The 19,198-nt window shown below is 39.0% G+C and carries 10 protein-coding genes; 5 read left to right on the top strand and 5 right to left on the bottom strand.

The features are described 5' to 3' along the window. Positions 1-446 precede the first annotated feature (446 nt). On the top strand, positions 447-1,763 hold the full coding sequence (locus tag IQ259_RS05795) for an aminopeptidase P N-terminal domain-containing protein (protein WP_193882254.1): 1,317 nt from the start codon (positions 447-449) through the stop codon (positions 1,761-1,763). Positions 1,764-1,930: 167 nt separating this feature from the next. Further along, positions 1,931-5,311, top strand: a complete 3,381-nt coding sequence (locus IQ259_RS05790) for an amino acid permease (RefSeq protein ID WP_193882251.1) — start codon at positions 1,931-1,933, stop codon at positions 5,309-5,311. Between the two features lie 69 nt (positions 5,312-5,380). Here IQ259_RS05790 and IQ259_RS05785 read toward each other — a convergent pair whose 3' ends face one another. Then, on the bottom strand, positions 5,381-6,532 hold the full coding sequence (locus IQ259_RS05785) for a histidine decarboxylase (protein ID WP_193882248.1): 1,152 nt from the start codon (positions 6,530-6,532) through the stop codon (positions 5,381-5,383). Positions 6,533-7,060: 528 nt separating this feature from the next. Between IQ259_RS05785 and IQ259_RS05780 the strand changes: the two genes are divergently transcribed. After that, a complete protein-coding gene (locus tag IQ259_RS05780) occupies positions 7,061-7,753 on the top strand; it encodes a hypothetical protein (RefSeq protein WP_193882245.1) in 693 nt (230 codons plus the stop codon). Positions 7,754-7,757: 4 nt separating this feature from the next. Here IQ259_RS05780 and IQ259_RS05775 read toward each other — a convergent pair whose 3' ends face one another. Continuing rightward, entirely contained in the window at positions 7,758-8,048 is a 291-nt protein-coding gene (locus IQ259_RS05775) for a DNA-binding transcriptional regulator (protein ID WP_193882242.1), read from the bottom strand. Positions 8,049-8,516: 468 nt separating this feature from the next. Continuing rightward, complete coding sequence (gene bla, locus IQ259_RS05770; protein ID WP_339383983.1) at positions 8,517-9,365, bottom strand: class A beta-lactamase, subclass A2; 849 nt, start codon at positions 9,363-9,365, stop codon at positions 8,517-8,519. Positions 9,366-9,919: 554 nt separating this feature from the next. On the opposite strand from bla, the gene IQ259_RS05765 reads away from it, so the two are divergent. Both IQ259_RS05765 and IQ259_RS05760 read left to right on the top strand, forming a co-directional pair. Beyond that, complete coding sequence (locus tag IQ259_RS05765; protein WP_193882237.1) at positions 9,920-10,687, top strand: class II glutamine amidotransferase; 768 nt, start codon at positions 9,920-9,922, stop codon at positions 10,685-10,687. 1,631 nt (positions 10,688-12,318) lie between these two features. After that, complete coding sequence (locus tag IQ259_RS05760; RefSeq protein WP_193882235.1) at positions 12,319-15,255, top strand: calcium-binding protein; 2,937 nt, start codon at positions 12,319-12,321, stop codon at positions 15,253-15,255. Between the two features lie 63 nt (positions 15,256-15,318). Here IQ259_RS05760 and IQ259_RS05755 read toward each other — a convergent pair whose 3' ends face one another. Both IQ259_RS05755 and IQ259_RS05750 read right to left on the bottom strand, forming a co-directional pair. Beyond that, a complete protein-coding gene (locus tag IQ259_RS05755) occupies positions 15,319-16,104 on the bottom strand; it encodes an FHA domain-containing protein (RefSeq protein WP_193882233.1) in 786 nt (261 codons plus the stop codon). A 116-nt stretch (positions 16,105-16,220) separates the two neighbouring features. Beyond that, positions 16,221-18,947: a PAS domain S-box protein gene (locus IQ259_RS05750; protein ID WP_193882231.1), complete on the bottom strand. Its 2,727-nt coding sequence runs from the start codon at positions 18,945-18,947 to the stop codon at positions 16,221-16,223. Between the last annotated feature and the right edge of the window lie 251 nt (positions 18,948-19,198).

Below are 19,198 nucleotides of genomic sequence, written 5' to 3'. Positions count from 1 at the left end.
TTTACAAACATTTTTAAAATATAAATATCAAGGTTTATATACACAATTGATCTTCTATAAATTATTTCCATATTTTTTGCAAGTCATGAATAATCAATCAACCAATTTGTCAGGATATTTCATTTATGTCATGCTTTAAATATATAAAATAAGTTTGTTATCTAGTTATCATCAGTGCAAAATTAAAATGCACAAGAAATACAAAAATTCTCTAACAAAATGCTAGTTAAAAAGAAAGTATACTTAATTTCAGTATCTTAATTTGAGGTGTAATTTAAATCAATCCTCAACTCAGTAACAGTTAAATTTTGAAATGCTCCACAACTGGATGGGTAGTAAATATTAGTTAAAATACTTAAACAAGCAACTACTGAGAGGCTTTATCTGTATAGCCCCTAGTTGTAAAACGTGTAAAATAGCACGATAATGTCACAAAGTAAACAGCTATGCAATTAGAATATCGGCAACGTCGAGAGCAATTAATGATGAAAATTGGTCATGGCACTGCGATTTTTCGGAGTGCGCCAATGGCAGTAATGCACAACGATGTCGAATATGCTTATCGACAAGATAGTGATTTTTTTTATTTAACAGGCTTTAATGAAACCCAAGCAGTGGCAGTGTTAGCACCGCATCATCCAGAACATCGCTTTGTCTTGTTTGTCCAACCCAAAGATCGAGAAAAAGAAGTTTGGTCTGGTTATCGCTGTGGAGTAGATGCAGCCAAAGAAATTTATGGTGCAGATGAAGCTTACCCCATCAACGAATTAGATGAGAAGTTGCCCCAATATCTAGAAAAAGCCGATCGCCTTTATTATCATTTAGGACGCGATCGCACTTTTAATGAAAAAATTTTAGAACATTACCAAAGTCTCCTGCGGACTTACCCAAAACGAGGTACAGGGCCAATTGCCATTGAAGATACCTGTTCGGTTCTCCATAGTATGAGGCTGATCAAAACAGAATTCGAGTTAGAAATGATGCGACAAGCAGTAGCGATCGCTATTGAAGCACATAATCAGGCAATGGCGATCGCTAAACCTGGACGTTATGAATATGAAATTCAAGCCGAAATAGAGCGTATTTTTCGGGTGCGGGGGGGTATGGGGCCAGCTTATCCTTCCATTGTCGCTTCCGGCGCGAATGCTTGCGTTCTTCACTATATTGAAAATCATCGCCAGATGCAGGATGGGGAATTGCTGCTGATTGATGCTGGCTGCGCTTATGGTTATTACAACTCTGACATCACCCGCACATTTCCCGTTGGTGGTCAGTTTAAGCCAGAGCAAAAGATATTATATGAGATTGTACTAGAAGCACAAAAGCAAGCGATCGCCCAAGTGCAACCGGGTAACTCTTTCAAATCAGTTCATGATACCGCTGTGCGCGTCCTCACCGAAGGCTTAGTTGACCTTGGTATTCTCAAAGGCGAACTTGACAAAATCATTGAAGAAGAAAAATACAAACCATACTATATGCACCGCACCAGCCATTGGCTAGGTTTGGATGTTCATGATGTTGGCGTTTACCAACATGGTGACGACAAACCGCAGATTTTACAACCCGGTCAAGTACTGACAGTAGAACCAGGACTTTATATAGTACCAGATACGAAACTAGCAGAAGACCAACCAGAAACAGACCCACGCTGGATTGGCATTGGCATTCGTATCGAAGATGATGTGTTAGTTACACCTACAGGACATGAAGTGTTAACCGCCGGAGTTCCCAAAGAAGTAGATGAAGTAGAACGAATTGGTTAAAGGCTGTACTGCTAAAGCAAAACCCACAGGGTAGGATACAATTTCAGACTTCAGACTTTAGACTTTAAACTTCATACTTCCAAGCAAGTTCAGCAGTTACACGGAAGCTATAAAAGGTGAGATCAGTTATTCAGTGAAAGAGAGTCAGTACATCTAGCTATAAGACAATGGTCAATAATAGTTCAGTGCAGGCAGATAAAAATCAGCGCTTGGTGATGCGCCTGCCACGCACATTGAGTTATCTAGAAACCTGTGGTTTTGGGCTGACGGGTCATGTAGGATGGATTGGCACTGCACCGGTTATTCACGCAGCACTAGGATCTAAAGCTATTTTAGTTTGGTTATTTGGTGCGATCGTTTCTTGTATTTTGAACTTGCAAATTCAAAGTTTAGGTAGACATTTATTGGATGTCACAGGAGGAACACCCAATTATACGGCTCGGCTACTCAAGGATTTTCCTGGTTTGGGTCGCTATGTCGCTTTGGGATATTATTTTAGCTGGGCAGCGGCACCAGCATTATACGCAATTATCCTCACAGACTTAGTTAAGGTTAATTTTCAATCTTTAGGCATTACTTGTCCAGAAAATTTCTTAAAAGTCGTATTTACAGCAATTCCTTTTATTGTGGCGTTTAGTCGCACTCGTGCTTTAGCATTGCTGCACTTGTTTTTTGCCATCCCAGCGATTTCATTAGTACTTTTGTTTTGTACTCAAGGTGTAGTCTGGTTAGCGTTTTCAAATACGACTAATCTGTTCCCACCTAGCACACATAACCTCAGCTTTGGAGAATGGACAAAGTGGTTTTTCCTAGGCAGTTATTCCGTTTACGCCTGTGAAACTACGTCTTCTTTTGTAGCTGATAGCCGCTCTCCTCATAAAACTTTGAAGTTTTTAACCACAGCTGCTTGGCTAATTCCACCAGTATTTCTGGGTGGTTCTTGGGTATTAATGTGTGCTGCTACCACTCCAGAAATAGGTGAAGATACTTTCTTGAATTTATTGGCAGCATCGGAACCTTTTTGGGGTCAATTTGCCCCTTTTTTAGTAACACTGCTCATTGCTTTTTCATGCTTGCTCAGTTGTGCCACGGCAGTTACTAATTCTCCGCGCATTCTCTACCAACTTGCCTTAGATGGTCAACTTTCTCCCGTATTCACAGTAGTTTCCCGCCAAGGTATTTTGGGGCCTGCTATCTTTATTACTTTTTTACTCAGTTTGCTTTGTTTGAATTTAGGTAATATATCTCGAATTGTCACAGTAGCAGGTACATGTTATCTACTATCGATTATGGGACTGCATTTAGGATTGTGGTTGTATCGGGGTAAGCCAGAGGTATTGTGGCCTTGGTTGTCATTGGGTTTTTTTTTGGTAGAAGCGGTAGTTTTAATAGTTGGGGGTTTGGCTTGGAATTGGCAAGAGTTATTAGCTGGAATAATATTACCCTTTGTCTTGATGATCGGAGATGCTGCCCTACGGCGCTCTAGATTTGCACCATTTCACTCTCAATGGTGGACAAAATATTACGAAGCAAAGCCTAGTAAGTACAACCCAGACTTTTTTGTCCTCCAGGTAATTGTTCTAGTCTCATTAATCTGTAGTGCTGCTATTGGTAGTTGGTTTCTACGTGATTTATTGGATGGAATTCATGACACATCGCGTAACTCTTTACTCGCGGTGGCACTAGTAACGCTTTCATTTATCGGGGTAGCGATCGCTTGCTGGACTACCCTACCACAAATTGCTGCTATTGATGAGGCACGCCAACAAGCAAAAAATCTATTTATTACTACCTTCAATACCGTTCCAGATACTGTTTTAGTCCTTGATGAAAAGGGTACAATTCTTCAGACCAATGTGGCTGCTGAAGAACTATTTCAAATTAGTACTCAGCAGTTAGTTGGGCAGAACTTGAATCAATTCTTTGTAGATCATTATGGCAAACCAGAGCAGTGGTCTGTCAGAAGTGAAAAAACCCTGAAAACTAATCAAGGCTCATATATCGTTGAATCTACTGTTTCGCAGCCATCTAATCTCCAGATGCGACAATATGTTGTCATCCTACGAGATATCACACAGCGTAAACTGGCAGAAGAAGAATTAAAGCAATACCGTTGTCAACTTGAGCAATTAGTAGCAGAACGCACCACTGAACTCATTAGAGTCAATCAACAACTGCAACAAGATATTATTGAACGACAACGCGCACAAGAACTATTACTGCACAACAGTCTGCATGATGCTCTCACTGGATTACCCAACCAATCCTTATTCATGGAACGGGTAAAACAGGCTCTAGAACGCACCAAACAACAAAAAAATGATTTATTTGCTGTACTCTTCTTAGATTTAGACCGCTTTAAAGTAGTGAATGACAGCCTGGGACATTTGCTAGGAAATCAACTTTTAATTGCCATTTCTCATCGCCTCCAGTCAGTTCTTCGTTCTGGAGATATTGTTGCCCGTTTTGGCGGTGACGAGTTCACAATTTTGCTTGATCATATTGAAGGTATAGATGATGCCATACAGGTAGCCGAGCGAATTCAAAATTTACTAGCTTTACCTTTTCAATTAGATGAACATAAGGTGTTTACCAATGCAAGTATGGGTATCGCCTTGAGTCGAACTGATTATGAGCAAGCCGCACATATCCTACGAGATGCGGATGTGGCAATGTACTCTGCTAAAGCCCTTGGTAAAGCACGTTATGAAGTGTTTCATCCCAAAATGCACGAGGGTGCATCTCTGCTATTGCAGCTAGAAACTGCTATGCGACATGCACTCATCCAACAAGAAGAATTTCGCCTCCACTACCAGCCGATTGTTTCACTAATGACGGGCAAAATTATCGGATTTGAGGCATTGATTAGGTGGCATCATCCAGAAAGAGGAATTATTTCTCCAGAAGATTTTATTCCCCTGGCGGAGGAAACTGGAATGATTACTTCTATTGGACAATGGGTGCTTTATGAAGCGTGCTACCAATTGCAAACTTGGCATCAAAAATTTCCTACTTGGCCAGCCCTGACAATTAGCGTGAATTTTTCTGGCAAACAAATTATGCAACCTGATATCGTCAAACAAGTTAAACAAGTTTTACAAGAAACTGGTTTAAATGCAGGTAGTTTGAAGCTGGAAATTACTGAAAGCTTGCTGATGGATAATTTTGAATTGGCTACCACCATGCTTTCACAGCTAACAACATTAAATGTAGAGTTGCATATGGATGATTTTGGTACAGGTTATTCATCTTTAAGTTATTTGCACCGCTTACCGCTCAAAACTATTAAAATTGATCGCTCTTTTATTAGTAATATAGGCAGTCGGGGAGAGAATTTAGAAATTATCCGCGCGATTGTAACATTAGCTCATAATTTAAATATGTCAGTGACCGCAGAAGGCATAGAAACAGTAGAACAGTTAGCCCAACTCAAAGCATTACAATGTGATCAAGGACAAGGATATTTCTTTTTCCCACCTTTGGAATGTGCCGCTGTAGAAGTATTACTGGCTAGTAAGTTGTGTGGCAAAAACTTTTTAGAGGTGTAAAAACCCTTTAATTCAGTTTACATACACTCTCTAAAAAGTTTAGCAAGCAGGTTTAATTGCTATTCTGGACTAAGTTAGTGCTGGTTGTAGATGTAGATACTCTGATTCTGGCATTAATCCCTCTTGTAAAACAAGTTCATTCACAAAAGTGTCAATTTTTTGCCGATCTATATTTTGCATAACTATAATATGCGCCCAGTTACCCTGAGTTGCTAACTGCCATTTTTTAATTAACTTTTGGCAAGGCTTTTGAAATACAACAGTATTCGAGAATTTATTGAGCATACATGGATATTCTCTCAATTTAAGTTGCTGGAATAAATATTGAGCATTTTGAATACATGTCTTGGCCTCTTTTGCAAATCCTTCATAACCTCTAGTTTGCAGAGCATACCAAATAATTAGGGGAGTGTGACCGTTTCTAGAACCGAGAATAGTTGTATCTTTTGAGCCAATATATTCAATCATCGTTTCAACTTTTTCTACCCATTTCTTCTTGGTTAAAACTACACCACAAGGTAGAGGAGAACCAATAAATTTACCAGAAATGGCCACACTATCTATGGGTTTTTGAAAGTTAACTTGAGGAGCGCCATCTAGAAACGGTAATATCATCCCTGAAAGTGCCGCATCACAATGAATGTAATAATCTTTAATCTGATGACGGGTTAAAATTTCTAAAACTTTGTCTAGGTCATCAATTGCACCTTTGACTGTAGTACCAATATTTAGGTTGATAATCACTGGCTGCTGCGAATTTTGTCTAATTACTTGGGATAAATGTTCATAATTCATCTCTCCATTCGCTTGCGAATTAATCACCTGATGTTGAATACCGAATAGTCTGGCTGCTTTTGCAATTGAGTAATGAGAATCCTGTGATGAGTACAGAATTCCATTTGGATAGATTTCCCTAGCTAATAAAATTCCATATAAATTACCTTCAGTTCCACCCGCTGTCACATAGCCCCAAAATTCGTTTTCTGGAATCTTGTAGAGTTCAGCAAAGAAAGATAAAACTTCTTGTTCAAATTTGCGAGAATGAAGACCAAAATCTGGCTCAACATAAGGGTCTCCAGCATTATTTAACAGAAAATTGAAAAATTTGCCTATATGAGTGTAATCACAATTTAAATTGTACGGATAGCCTGCATGGAACTGCGATCGCTGTTCTATTTGCTGCCAAAAAAGTGCTAATTCCTTGCTCACAGTATCTAACATATTTCTATATCTCTTGTATTTTTATTTTGAGTTCACGCAAGTTTTACCTTATATATTAGGTATCAATTGGATATTTTTAGATTTTCTTAATAACTATATTATTACAATAAAATGCTGGAAAAAACAGGGATATTACGGATGAAATTTAGACAAAATTCCTAGATTAATCAAGCTTGCCGTAATCTTCCTGGCTAAATTATGTTGTGTAAGTAAAGCATCAAGTATGGTTGATGAAGAATCAAAAATGTAACAGAATAAATCTAGTAAATTTTACTTAATTTTCCATCCTGACATTTTTGAAATTCAGAGTAATTACAGACAGTCATTAAGATATACTTAAAAGAAATTACTAGGTAGTAAAAATTACTTTGAACAAAAAAACTAGGGAGTATCCCACTTTTCTATTCAATGCCCTTCTAGGGTATTGCTATACGAACAAAGCCTGTCGTTGCAGGCTATAAAAACTGAGATGCAGCCAAAAATTATGATAAAGTGCTGCGCTGGGCAACAACATACCCTAAATGAAAAATGAGTAGATTTCGATTTCCTACTTGGCTTACATCTGCTAGATTACTAATTATCTTGGCCTCTGGTTTAATTACCTTGATCATATCAGGCTACACAGCCTATCGAATCTATCAAGGGTTATTTCGAGAACGTCTTGTTTCTAACATAGTTAATACAGAAACTACCCCTAATGTCCAAGTCAAAACAAATTTAGGGGTGTTTGAACCACTCAAAGGTACGAATTACCTGATGGCGGCTGTTAGTTTCCAACAAAATTATCGTCAGTCTTACTACGAAAAAGAAGCTTCGAGCATTCGTAATTTTTTATTTTTTAATACTAGCGATAAATCGGCTCGGAAGTTAGTTCTCAATAATAACTTTTTGTTTTTGCGTCATGAAAAACTAGGTCAATCAAACCCTCTTGAAGATGTTGTCAAAAATGTGCAAGGGGTTTGGTATGAAGTAGTAACTGCTGATAGCGATGGTGATAAGCGCTTGACAACAGACGATAAAAAAACTGTGGCACTTTCCCATGTTTCAGGAGAAAATTACACTGAAATCATCCGCCAAGTAGACAGAATTTGGTCAACTCATCAACCTAATGACTCCACTTTACTAGTTTTCTACACATCGGATGCAAAAAATTTTGTTACAGAGATTCATATCCCTGTTCGTCAAGCCGTGATAACGCAACAACTACCGTCATTAGAGTAAGTAATTAGCTACAAACCGGTGAATCCGTCACCTGCGCTACCTGATTATCGGGAAAGCGTTTTGGTCTTCCAGGTTTACGTTTATGCCGTTGATTGATAGACTTTTCACTTGCGGCTGCCAATTCTTCTGGTGTACATTTAAACAAGCGCAAAGCTTCTAGATACTTTTTGGGTGTCATCGTTGGTTCAGTGCGCCCAGCTTCCCAGTTACGCACACTGGTTTCACTAATTGCAAGCCTGAAGGCCACCTCTGCACGGCTAAGTCCAGCACGCTCTCTCAGGACTTGCATATCCATAGTTCCATGCTCCCCTTAAAAATAATTTTGAATTAATTTCTTAAATCGATTGGCGTTTAAGCCGATTGCAAAGAATTTATTAACTATCTTATTTTATAAGCGATCGCCTGATCCTCTAGCAAACGAGGGATAAGATTCATGATTAAAAAATTTATCGAGATGTAAACTTACCTTTTTAACGTAGTTTATCGAATTTTCTTATCCGAACCGTATAGCCATTTGCGAAATAATTGTGTTAGGCGCGGCATAATCACATAGGTGAGCAGGAGGACACCGAGTCCTGTACTAATCAATTGACTAAGCAATACAGATAGCATAGACAGTAACGGTGCTAACAAACAGTTACATTACCAGAATTGCAAATGATGTGGCATGAACGAAAGCGCGACCCTGCTCATGAATGGTTGCGATCCCAATTGAGCGAGATTTTCAAACACTAAAGAAACGGTTCGCTATAATCTTTCATGTCTATTTGCTCCATTCGTCCCATGCTGCCTTCGCTATTTTTGCGATTACTTCCTCGCGTATCGCATCGTTTGCCTGAGAATCTAAAACAAAAACTGCGATCGCCAAATGCCGCCCATTCGGAAGCATCACGAGTCCAACATCATTGGTTGCAGCCGTCACTTTATTTACAGTAGACGAAGTACCAGTTTTGTGAGCCACAACCGTCCCATCAGGCAATAGTCCTTTAATGCGCTTTAGACCTGTAGATGTCTCTGTCATCAATTGCAGCAATAAGGCTCGACTAGATTTTGAAAGCCTTTTTCCCTCATGAAATGCGCGTAACAAAACGACTGCGGCATCAGGCGTTGCATAGTTACGATACTGCACTGCTAGGTCTTGTCCTAGCTCCTTCTCCGTGTTAGCGACAACGATATCATTTACGCCAAAACCACGCAAATACTCCATAACAATCTTTGGTTCACCGACGAGTCGTAACAGCACATCACAAGCGGTATTATCACTTTCAGAAACCATGTACTTCAATAGTTCAGCCAGACTGAATTCCATTCCCTGGGATTTCTCGTCTAGAATCCGACTACCTTGGACGACATCGCTTGTCTCAACACGAATCTTTTGGTCTAGCTTTAGTTTTCCTTGGTCTACTTGAGCTAGAACAGCCATCGCAATGGGAAACTTGTAAACGCTTTGCATTGGAAATTGCTGATTTCCATTCAGAGTCACTGACTCTCCGGTTTCTAGCACCGTGGCTGTAACCCCAACACGCCCTTGAGCAGCATAAGAAATTTGTTCAATCCGATCACGTAATTCGTTTGTGCGATCAATGTTGGCTGTTGTGATCCCGTTCAGCACGCTCGTTTGGCTGTTTGAGGTGACCTCTTTGTTACTGGAGTTAATGCTTGTGCAACCAACAGTCAGTAAAAAGAAGCAAATTGTGCAAAGCCAAGCTTTCTTAATCGTTACTTGAATCATATACCTTAAACTGGAGTTGTGAACAGCTAGAGCTACACTTAACTATTACTGAATTTCAGAGTTGAGGTTTTGTTAAATTTTTAGTAGGGAAAGCAATTGAGCCAAAGTTCACCCACTGCACTAATACACTTTCTTCTACACCCAAAACTTACCCTAGACTGAAAATTCTACACAAAGGTGTAGAACTAGGTGTGAGTTCACTTAAACAACGAAGTTATAGGGATTCCCCGCAACGAGATTTGAGCGATCGCTCTGTGCTACCCCTGCTTGTGAATTATTTAATACCTATTTAACTATTTCCGCTTATTGTCATAATTTTTACCATATTTCCGAATTTACTTACTGCTTTCTTGATGTGCCAGTTCTGGGTGCGGAATGTGGGTTTTAATACTGTATATAAAAATCAAACATACTCAAACTGATAGTTACTAACTATGTGCCAACTGCTAGGGATGAACTGCAATGTTCCCACGGATATTTGCTTTTCCTTTGAAGGTTTTTCTGCACGAGGCGGACAAACGGATGATCATAGAGATGGTTGGGGTATTGCGTTTTTTGAAGGGAAGGGATGTCGGCTACTTTTAGATGACAAGCCTTCTGTTACATCTCCAATAGCAGATTTGGTACGGCGCTATCCCATCCACTCTACCCATGTAATCGCCCATATCCGTAAAGCAACTCAAGGTGAAGTAGCCCTAAGAAACTGTCATCCTTTTCAAAGGGAACTGTGGGGAAGGTATTGGGTATTTGCCCATAATGGAAATTTACCAGATTTTAATCCCAAAAACATGGGTTTTTATGAACCTGTGGGGAATACCGATAGTGAAAAAGCGTTCTGCATAATCTTAGAAACTCTCCGAGAAGCTTTTCCTAACGGTAAACCTCCCTTAGAAAAACTTGATGTTGTACTGCGTCAAATTACGGCTGAAATAGCAACAATAGGTATTTTTAACTACTTATTATCGGATGGCGAACACTTTTTTGCCCACTGTTCAACTAAACTCACTTATATTGTACGTCAAGCACCCTTTGCAGCTGCCCACTTGATTGATCAAGACATGACTGTAGATTTTCGTGAATTGACTTCGCCAAGCGATCGCGTCGCTGTTATCGCTACTACACCGCTCACCGATAACGAAGTGTGGACAACAATCCAACCAGGTGAATTGCTCGTATTTCAAGACGGATTACCCCAGAAATAATTCTCTTCCATTACTCTCTCTCAGCAGATAAAAATAAGAAATCCTTGTAATTACTAGAATGACTCGTAAGTGTTTTACTTTTGAATTCTGCTGTAAATGTGAAATTGGAAAAACTCTCAACCAAAGTCTAAATAAATTCAAAAAGTAATAAAGTTTAATAATTAAGGTTAAGTTATTTTTTGAATAAAAGTAGAAAGTTATATTAAAAAAGGCTCATCTATCAATCTCTCTTGTAATACATAAATCGGATTAATGATTTATAAATTGATGGTGAAATTTCTGAAAAGATACAACCTGCTAAAAAAATTAACAATACTTGGCAACAACTACAAATTACAAAAACATGACTGAGAATTATAGCGCCTAGGCTCAGATACAAGGAAAGAGGTTAATAATATTTTTATTTTTATTTGCATTCATGATGTAGGAATTTTATTTGATTTGTAAAAATCAAGAAGCTCAAATCCCCCACTTGTTTGAAAAATAAGGGATATTGTTGTTCACAAATGATTTAGGACTGTTATGGATAGCAGTCCGTATTCCTGCTATTTCTGGGCTACGCCTTACTTTGCTAATACAAAGATGCCTAATCTACAAACCTCTATTACCATATTTATTCACGATGAAAAAGTGAATAATACACAAATACAATATAAGTATACTTATGTATACATCTTTGGTAAATACTGTGAAGAGTCTGTAAAGATACGGTGAGTAAGAATAGACACCTCAGTAAATCTACAGTACAATTTAGATAAATTATTTAGATATTACTACCTTTAGCCTAAATAATCACAGACAATACCCGGCAATATAGGCGTGGTAACGTCTTTCTATGTAACACGCATCTTTAAGCTTGATATTTCGACACTTTATTAACTAACTTAGCGATCGCTACTGATCAAAGGATGGTTGAAACAAAGCCTGAAGCCGACTATTTTCGTTGGTATTATCAAGGCACAGAGAATGCAGAGATAACACATTGAAATACAATTCATACCAATTTAGAAAAAGGATACAGCAGATAACTTGCTGAGATCGTACACTCACTCTCCTAAGCTGATTTAAGAGTGCAGGATTTCTCTCTGACAAAAAATTGATGTATCACCAAGATTATTGAAATTGGTATTGTTTCATAGCGCATATTCGCCTTTCCTCAGCTTCAGAAAGTTTTTAAATTCTAAGCTAATCGTCATTTAAATTGCATCATTTTCACAATGTGCAAATTAAATGCTTAACAGATGAGATAGTTATACTCTTGCTGCAAACAAGCTGTTCAAAGGCTTTTTAAGAGTACACTTTATGCTGCCTAACAGTATGATTTTGAGGTACTCTATATCAATCTGTTTCTTCATAGTTAGCAAGTAAAACTTCATAAAAAATTACTGTCCTTATATGAGTCAATATGCTTCAGTTAAATATGTTTGTAAGTTGGATAACTTCATAGCAAAATTCAACAAAATCTTGCAAATTGTGCTTTTGCAAGTTAACTGAACTGTATTGTCTCAATAGTCAAATAAATATGCTGAAAGCTTCAACTATCGGCATGTTTTTTGTCCCTTAAAACAGCACAAACTGCAATTTGAAAATTTTCAAGTTACTGAAACAATCAATTTATTTAGGTAAAACTTATGGCAAATATCAACGGTACTAATGGCGATGATAACCTCACTGGCACAGATGGCGATGATAACATTAGAGGCTTTGCGGGGAACGATACCATATTCGGTAACGGGGGCAACGACATACTAGATGGTGGTGCTGGAGAAGATACTTTGAATGCTGCCAATTCCACAGGCGACAATATCCTCAGAGGCAGAAGAGGAAATGATTTTTTAGATATTACCGGTTCTTCTGGAGATAACATTTTAGCGGGTGGTGCAGATGATGACACTCTAATAGCTACCTTTGCAACGGGAGATAACATTCTCAGAGGGGGTGCAGGTGACGACTCATTGGATGTGGATTTATCAACCGGCGATAACTTGTTGAATGGTGGCACTGGGGATGATTTCTTGTTCGCGGTTAGTTCATTTGGGAATAACATCCTCAACGGTGGCGAAGGTGACGATACATTAATTGTGGATGATTCAACAGGGGATAACCTGCTGAATGGTGGCACTGGTAATAATTTTCTTTCTGCTGTTGCTTCATCTGGTGATAACACCCTCAACGGCGGCGAAGGTGATGACACATTAATTGCGGACTTCTCAACCGGGGATAACGAGTTGAATGGCGGCGCTGGTATTGATGAACTCTCCGCTATTGGTGCATCTGGTAATAACATCCTCAACGGTGGCGGTGGTGATGACTCATTAGTTGCAGACTTTTCAACTGGGGATAACGAGTTGAATGGCGGCGCTGGTATTGATTACCTTTCCGCTATTAGTGCATTTGGGAATAACACCCTCAACGGTGGCGGTGGTGATGACACATTAGATGTTGACGATTCAACCGGGGATAACGAGTTGAATGGTGACGCTGGTGATGATTACCTTTCCGCTATTGGCGCATTTGGGAATAACACCCTCAACGGTGGCGGAGGTAATGACAGATTAGATGTTGATGATTCAACCGGAGATAACGAGTTGAATGGTGACGCTGGTGATGATTACCTTTCGGCTTTTAGTGCATTTGGGAATAACACCCTCAACGGTGGCGAAGGTGACGATACATTGGATGTGGATTTATCAACCGGCGATAACTTGTTGAATGGTGACAGTGGTGATGATTTCTTGTTCGCGGTTAATTCATCTGGGAATAACATCCTCAACGGTGGCGAAGGTGACGACACATTAATTGTGGATGATTCAACAGGGGATAACCTGCTGAATGGTGATGCTGGTGTTGATTATCTTTCTGTGACTGCTTCATCTGGTGATAACATCCTCAATGGCGGCGAAGGTGATGACACATTAATTGCGGACTTCTCAACCGGGGATAACGAGTTGAATGGCGGCGCTGGTGATGATTACCTTTCTACAATTGGTGCATCTGGTAATAACATCCTCAACGGTGGCGAAGGTGATGACTCATTAGTTGCGGACTTTTCAACTGGGGATAACGAGTTGAATGGTGGCGGTGGTGATGATTACCTTTCGGCTATTGGCGCATTTGGGAATAACACCCTCAACGGCGGCGAAGGTGATGACGAAATCTACATCAGCGCTGTCTTTCCAGAGTTGAGTGAAATTGTCGTGCAAACAGTAAACGGTGGCGCAGGAGAAGACTACCTATCAGTAGACTACCGTGATGCCACAGCTGGTATCACTTCCACATACAATGCTTCAACTAACAGTGGGAGAGTTATCGCAGGTGGAAATCGGGTTAATTACAGCAACATCGAAAGCATAGAGATTATCGGCACAGCCTTCGATGACAATATTGTGGGAACTAACGGCGACGACATACTCTTTGGTGGTATTGCTGGCAATGATAGGATTAACGGCGGCGCTGGTGACGATACATTAAACGTTGACGGTTCAACAGGGGATAACCTACTGAATGGTGGCGCTGGCGATGATTTTCTTTCCGCTATTAGTGCATCTGGTAATAGCAACCTCGACGGTGGTGTAGGTGACGATAGATTGAGCGCAGACTATTCGACAGGTGATAACCTGCTGAATGGTTACAACGATAATGATTACCTTTCTGCTTTTAATTCATCTGGTGATAACACTCTCATCGGTGGTGCAGGTGACGATGTATTGGATGTGGATCAGTCTACCGGCAATAACGTGCTGAGTGGTGGCACTGGTGATGATTTTCTGTTCGCGGTTGGTTCATTTGGTAATAACACCCTCAATGGTGGCGCTGGTAGCAATACATTAGTTGTGGACGATTCAACCGGCAATAACGAACTGAATGGTGACAATGCTGATGATTATCTTTCTGCGATCGCTTCATCTGGTGATAACATCCTCAACGCCAGAGGTGGTAACGATACATTAATTGTGGATTATTCAACAGGGAATAATTTACTAGATGGAGGTGTAGGTAATGATGAGCTTTCTGCTATTGGTGCATCTGGTGATAACATCCTCAACGGTGGTAATGGTAGCGACACATTAATTGTGGACTTTTCAACAGGCAATAACCTGCTGAATGGTGGCAGTGGTAGTGATTATCTCTCCGCCGTTGGTGCATCTGGCAATAACATCCTCGACGGTGGTGATGGAAATGATACCCTGATTGGCAGTGATGGCAATGATATTCTGATCGGTGGTAGAAGTAGCGATCTCATCACTGGCGGTGGCGGTGCTGATACCATTGTCTTTAATAGTTTCAACGAAGGTACTGATACTATTACTGACTTCAATGTAATTGATGACATCCTTCAGATATCTGCTGCTGGCTTTGGTGGCGGATTGTTAGCAGGTTCACTCTCAATCGCTCAATTTACACTGGGAACATCTGCGACAACAAGCGATCAGCGATTTGTCTATAATGACACTACTGGTGCGCTGTATTTTGACCGAGATGGTAACTCTGGTGGATTTAGACAGGTACAATTAGCTCAACTATCTGGCGCACCTTCTCTGACTGTAAGCAATTTCGTGATTGTTTAATGACTTCCAGAAAGTATATTTGAAATAGTGTAGTAAATAAAGGTCATGCTAATAGCGTGACCTTTATTTATTGATTAATTGCTGGAGCGATCGCCAATCATGCCCCAATATTTTACCAGTTGTAAAAAGTAGATATCCTACAACAAATAAAGCCGATGTTGCCAGCAAAAGTAACAGGTTAACTGAGGCGAAAATATTGCCCGTAAATATCATCACGGCGATTCCTAAAGCAATCAAAACCCAGCCTAGATTGCGATTGATGCGTTGCTGGCATAATACAAAAATTCCGGCAACACATAAGATTACGCCAGGAATCCTAAAAAATACCCCTATTCTAATATTTGCAGTTAAAATCACGATGCTGGCAACTATCAAAGTCAAACCTACCAGCTTAGTTGTTTTACTTGCCACATTTGGTCTATTTTGCTCAACTATTTGTGGAGCAATTTCAGTGATATTGGCGGTAGGCAGCAAATTTTGTGAATGTTCTAGTTTATTGTGAAAAATAAAAGTTACGTTATGACCTTGCCCAAGGTTGATGCGATCGCCTAAATTAATCTGAGAGGCAATTCCTGGTTCTAACTTGATATCGTTGAGAAATGTACCGTTAGAACTGCCTAAGTCTTCAATCAAGTAATTGCTACCGTCTACCACAATCTGGGCGTGAATTCGAGAAACAATCTCAGCATCTGGAAGTTCTGAAACGTCAATATCAGGCGAATTTTGCTCATTTGGCTTACCAATGCGAATGACTGTCAGACTCGGCGGTAACTCAAAAGCAGTATTTGTCTGGACATGCAATAGTTCTAAACTCAGCCTTGTAGTGTTGAATTGATTTAAATTTTGCATGGCTTACCGTTGTAGCGCTAACCCTATGTTAGATAGTTTAGGCGATCGCTGACAGCTTTTCTAATTTCAGTAGAGGCGTGATTAATCGTGCCTCTACTTCGTAATTAATCCAGTTTTTAATCTAACGTTACAGGAATTTGAATTATAAACTCTGTACCTTTTCCTGGTTCCGAAATACATTGCAAGCTACCACCATGTTTTTCTACAATAATTTGATAGCTAATAGATAATCCTAAACCTGTGCCTTTACCTACAGGTTTAGTTGTAAAAAATGGGTCAAACAAACGGTTTTTAACTTCTTCGGTCATCCCAGAACCGTTATCAGCAATTCTGATAGAAATAAAGTTATTATCTAAAACTTCTGTACGAATACAAATTGTAGGATTGAGTAATTCTTTGAAGTTATTTGTTAAGTTTTTCGCCTTAACTATTGACTCTTCCAAAGCATCGATCGCATTAGTTAAAATATTCATCAATACCTGATTTAATTGCCCAGGATAGCAATCGACTAATGGTAAATTAGTGTATTCTCTAATAATAGATATACTTAATCCAATCCCACTATCTTTCCAGCGATGGTGTAGAATTAGCAAAGTATTGTCAATGCCTTCGTGGATATCAACTAACTTTTTATCTGCTTCATCAAGACGAGAAAAGTTTCGCAAACTTAAAACAATCTCCCGAATCCGATTAGTTCCCATCTTCATCGAAGTCAGAATTTTTGAGAGGTCATCAGTAATAAATTCTAAATCAAATTCTGCTGCAAGTTCGACAATTCCTGGTGTAGGTTCAGGGTACTGTTCTTGGTACAAATTTAACAGACTTAGTAAATTTTCAACGTATTCATTAGCATAAGTAATATTGCCATGAATAAAGTTAACTGGATTATTAATTTCATGAGCAACTCCAGCTACTAATTGTCCCAAGCTAGACATTTTTTCATGTTGAATCAGTTGAGATTGAGTTTGCTGTAATTGATGTAAGGCTTCAGTAAGTTTTTCGGTTTGAGCTTGGGCGGCTAGAGTAGCAGTTTGACTTTGAGTATATAATTGAGCGTGATCAATTGCGATCGCTAGTTGATCGGTAACGGCTTGCAACAGTCCAATATCACTATTGCTCCAAATGCGATCGCCATGACAATGACTGCAAACAATAGCGCCAAATTCACCAGAATTGCTTTTAACTGGTAGTAATACTTGAGAAGTAATGCCAAACTCACTCAGGAGTGCTTGGATATTTTGATCATTGTGCAAATCCCTGTGAATATCGTCGATGCAAACTAACTTTTGATCTAAGAGCATTTTTGTCAAATAAGGATTATTTTGCAGCGATAAATTATCTAAGATAGAAGGTAAATTAATGTTCCGAGCTTCATGGGTAATAGTCAGGTTAGGTTGATAAGAATCAGGTGAGTATTTCAGAAAATAGCAACGATCTACTTGTAATAAACTGCGGATTTCGTGAACAGCAGTTTCTAGAATAGTATCGAGATCAAGAGAACTACGAATTTGACTAGCTAGACGCAGTAATAATGCTTCTCGACGACTTAACAGTTCTTCTCTAGCCCAAATTCTATCAATAGCAACAGCAATGTTATTGGCAATCCAATTTAACAAGTTATGACTAGGTTCATTAAACAATTCCTGACTAAACAAAGCCATAATACCAATTAATTGCTGCTCAATAATTAAGGGATAGGCAGAAAATTTCAAAATTGAAAATGCTGTATCCAGTAAATTATCTGGATAATTTACTCTGACTTCTTCATTTAAAATCGGTTGACAGCTTTGAGACATGACGCTAACGATTTTGTTAGCCACAATCATGTGATTGGGAAACTCTTGATCATCGTTTAAAGCATTACAAGTAGCATCTTGACAATGAACGCCAGCTTGTAATTCTAGCTGCTGTGTTTGTCGCTCAAAAGTCCAGATACAGACAAAATCAACATCAAGATATTTCGATATTGTATTTGTGCAACTTTGAAGAATATCTGAAAGTGTACCACTTTGAGATAAAGCCAAGCTGACTTCTGCACTTAATAATGATAAACGCGATCGCTCCAACAAAGCTAACTCGGAAAGTTTACGCTCTGTAATATCTGTACGAATCGCTACATATTGCTGTGGTTTACCGTTCGCACCCAACATAGGTGCAATTAGAGTATCTACCCAGTAAAAACTACCATCCTTGGCTTTATTTTTAATTTCGCCTCTCCAGATTTCTCCTGCGGAAATAGTTTTCCATAAATTGCTAAAAAATTCCTTAGAATGATACCCAGAATTAATAATTCTATGGTCTTGTCCTAATAATTCTTCTTTTGAATATTGCGAAACTTCACAAAATAATTTATTAGCATAATTTATCCGTCCTGTTGCATCGGTAATAGCTACCAAAGAATGAGCGTTTAAAGCAAATTTGAATGCTTCTAATTCCTGGATAGTTTTTTGCAATGCAATTTCGTTTTCTTTTTGGAAGCTAATATCACAAGCTACTGCATAAATCAACTTTTCTTCACTAAATGGTGTTGCAGTCCATGAGAGCCATTTATAAGAACCATCCCGGCATAAATAGCGGTTTTCAAAGCGAATTGTCTCAAAAGACATTGCTAGTTTTTGGGCTTCTAAAACAGTAGACTCTTGGTCTTCTAAATGTACAAACTCGATAAATGGTTTGCCAAGTAATTCCTGCTCTGACCAACCCAATATTTTTGTCCAGGCTGGGTTTATTTCCTTAAAATAGCCATCAAAACTTGCAATACATAATAAATCTAAAGACAGAGAAAAGAACCGAGAATATTGTTCTTCGGATTGGTAATTTGTTGATTGAACTTTGATTTTCATATTCAAGTTTGCCAGTTATTGAAAATATTGATTTGTGAGAATTACTACATTTTCACAAGTCATGCCAATAAAGTACTAGCAACTCGACAAGATAAAATTATTCGGTTAATTTCAATGAAAAAGTATTATAAATGTTGTTAAATTTCCGCCCTACTTCTCCACTTTTTGTAATTAGATTTACCTGATAACTTTGTGTTGTCGAGTATGAATAGTATTTTGTTACCCAATCTTATAAGTATAGATTTCCCTAA

It is taken from the genome of Fortiea sp. LEGE XX443 (assembly GCF_015206815.1).
Classification (GTDB): Bacteria; Cyanobacteriota; Cyanobacteriia; order Cyanobacteriales; family Nostocaceae; genus Nostoc_B.
The sequence above is the reverse complement of the archived record's forward strand: the minus strand, read 5'-3'. Positions and strand labels throughout refer to the sequence as shown.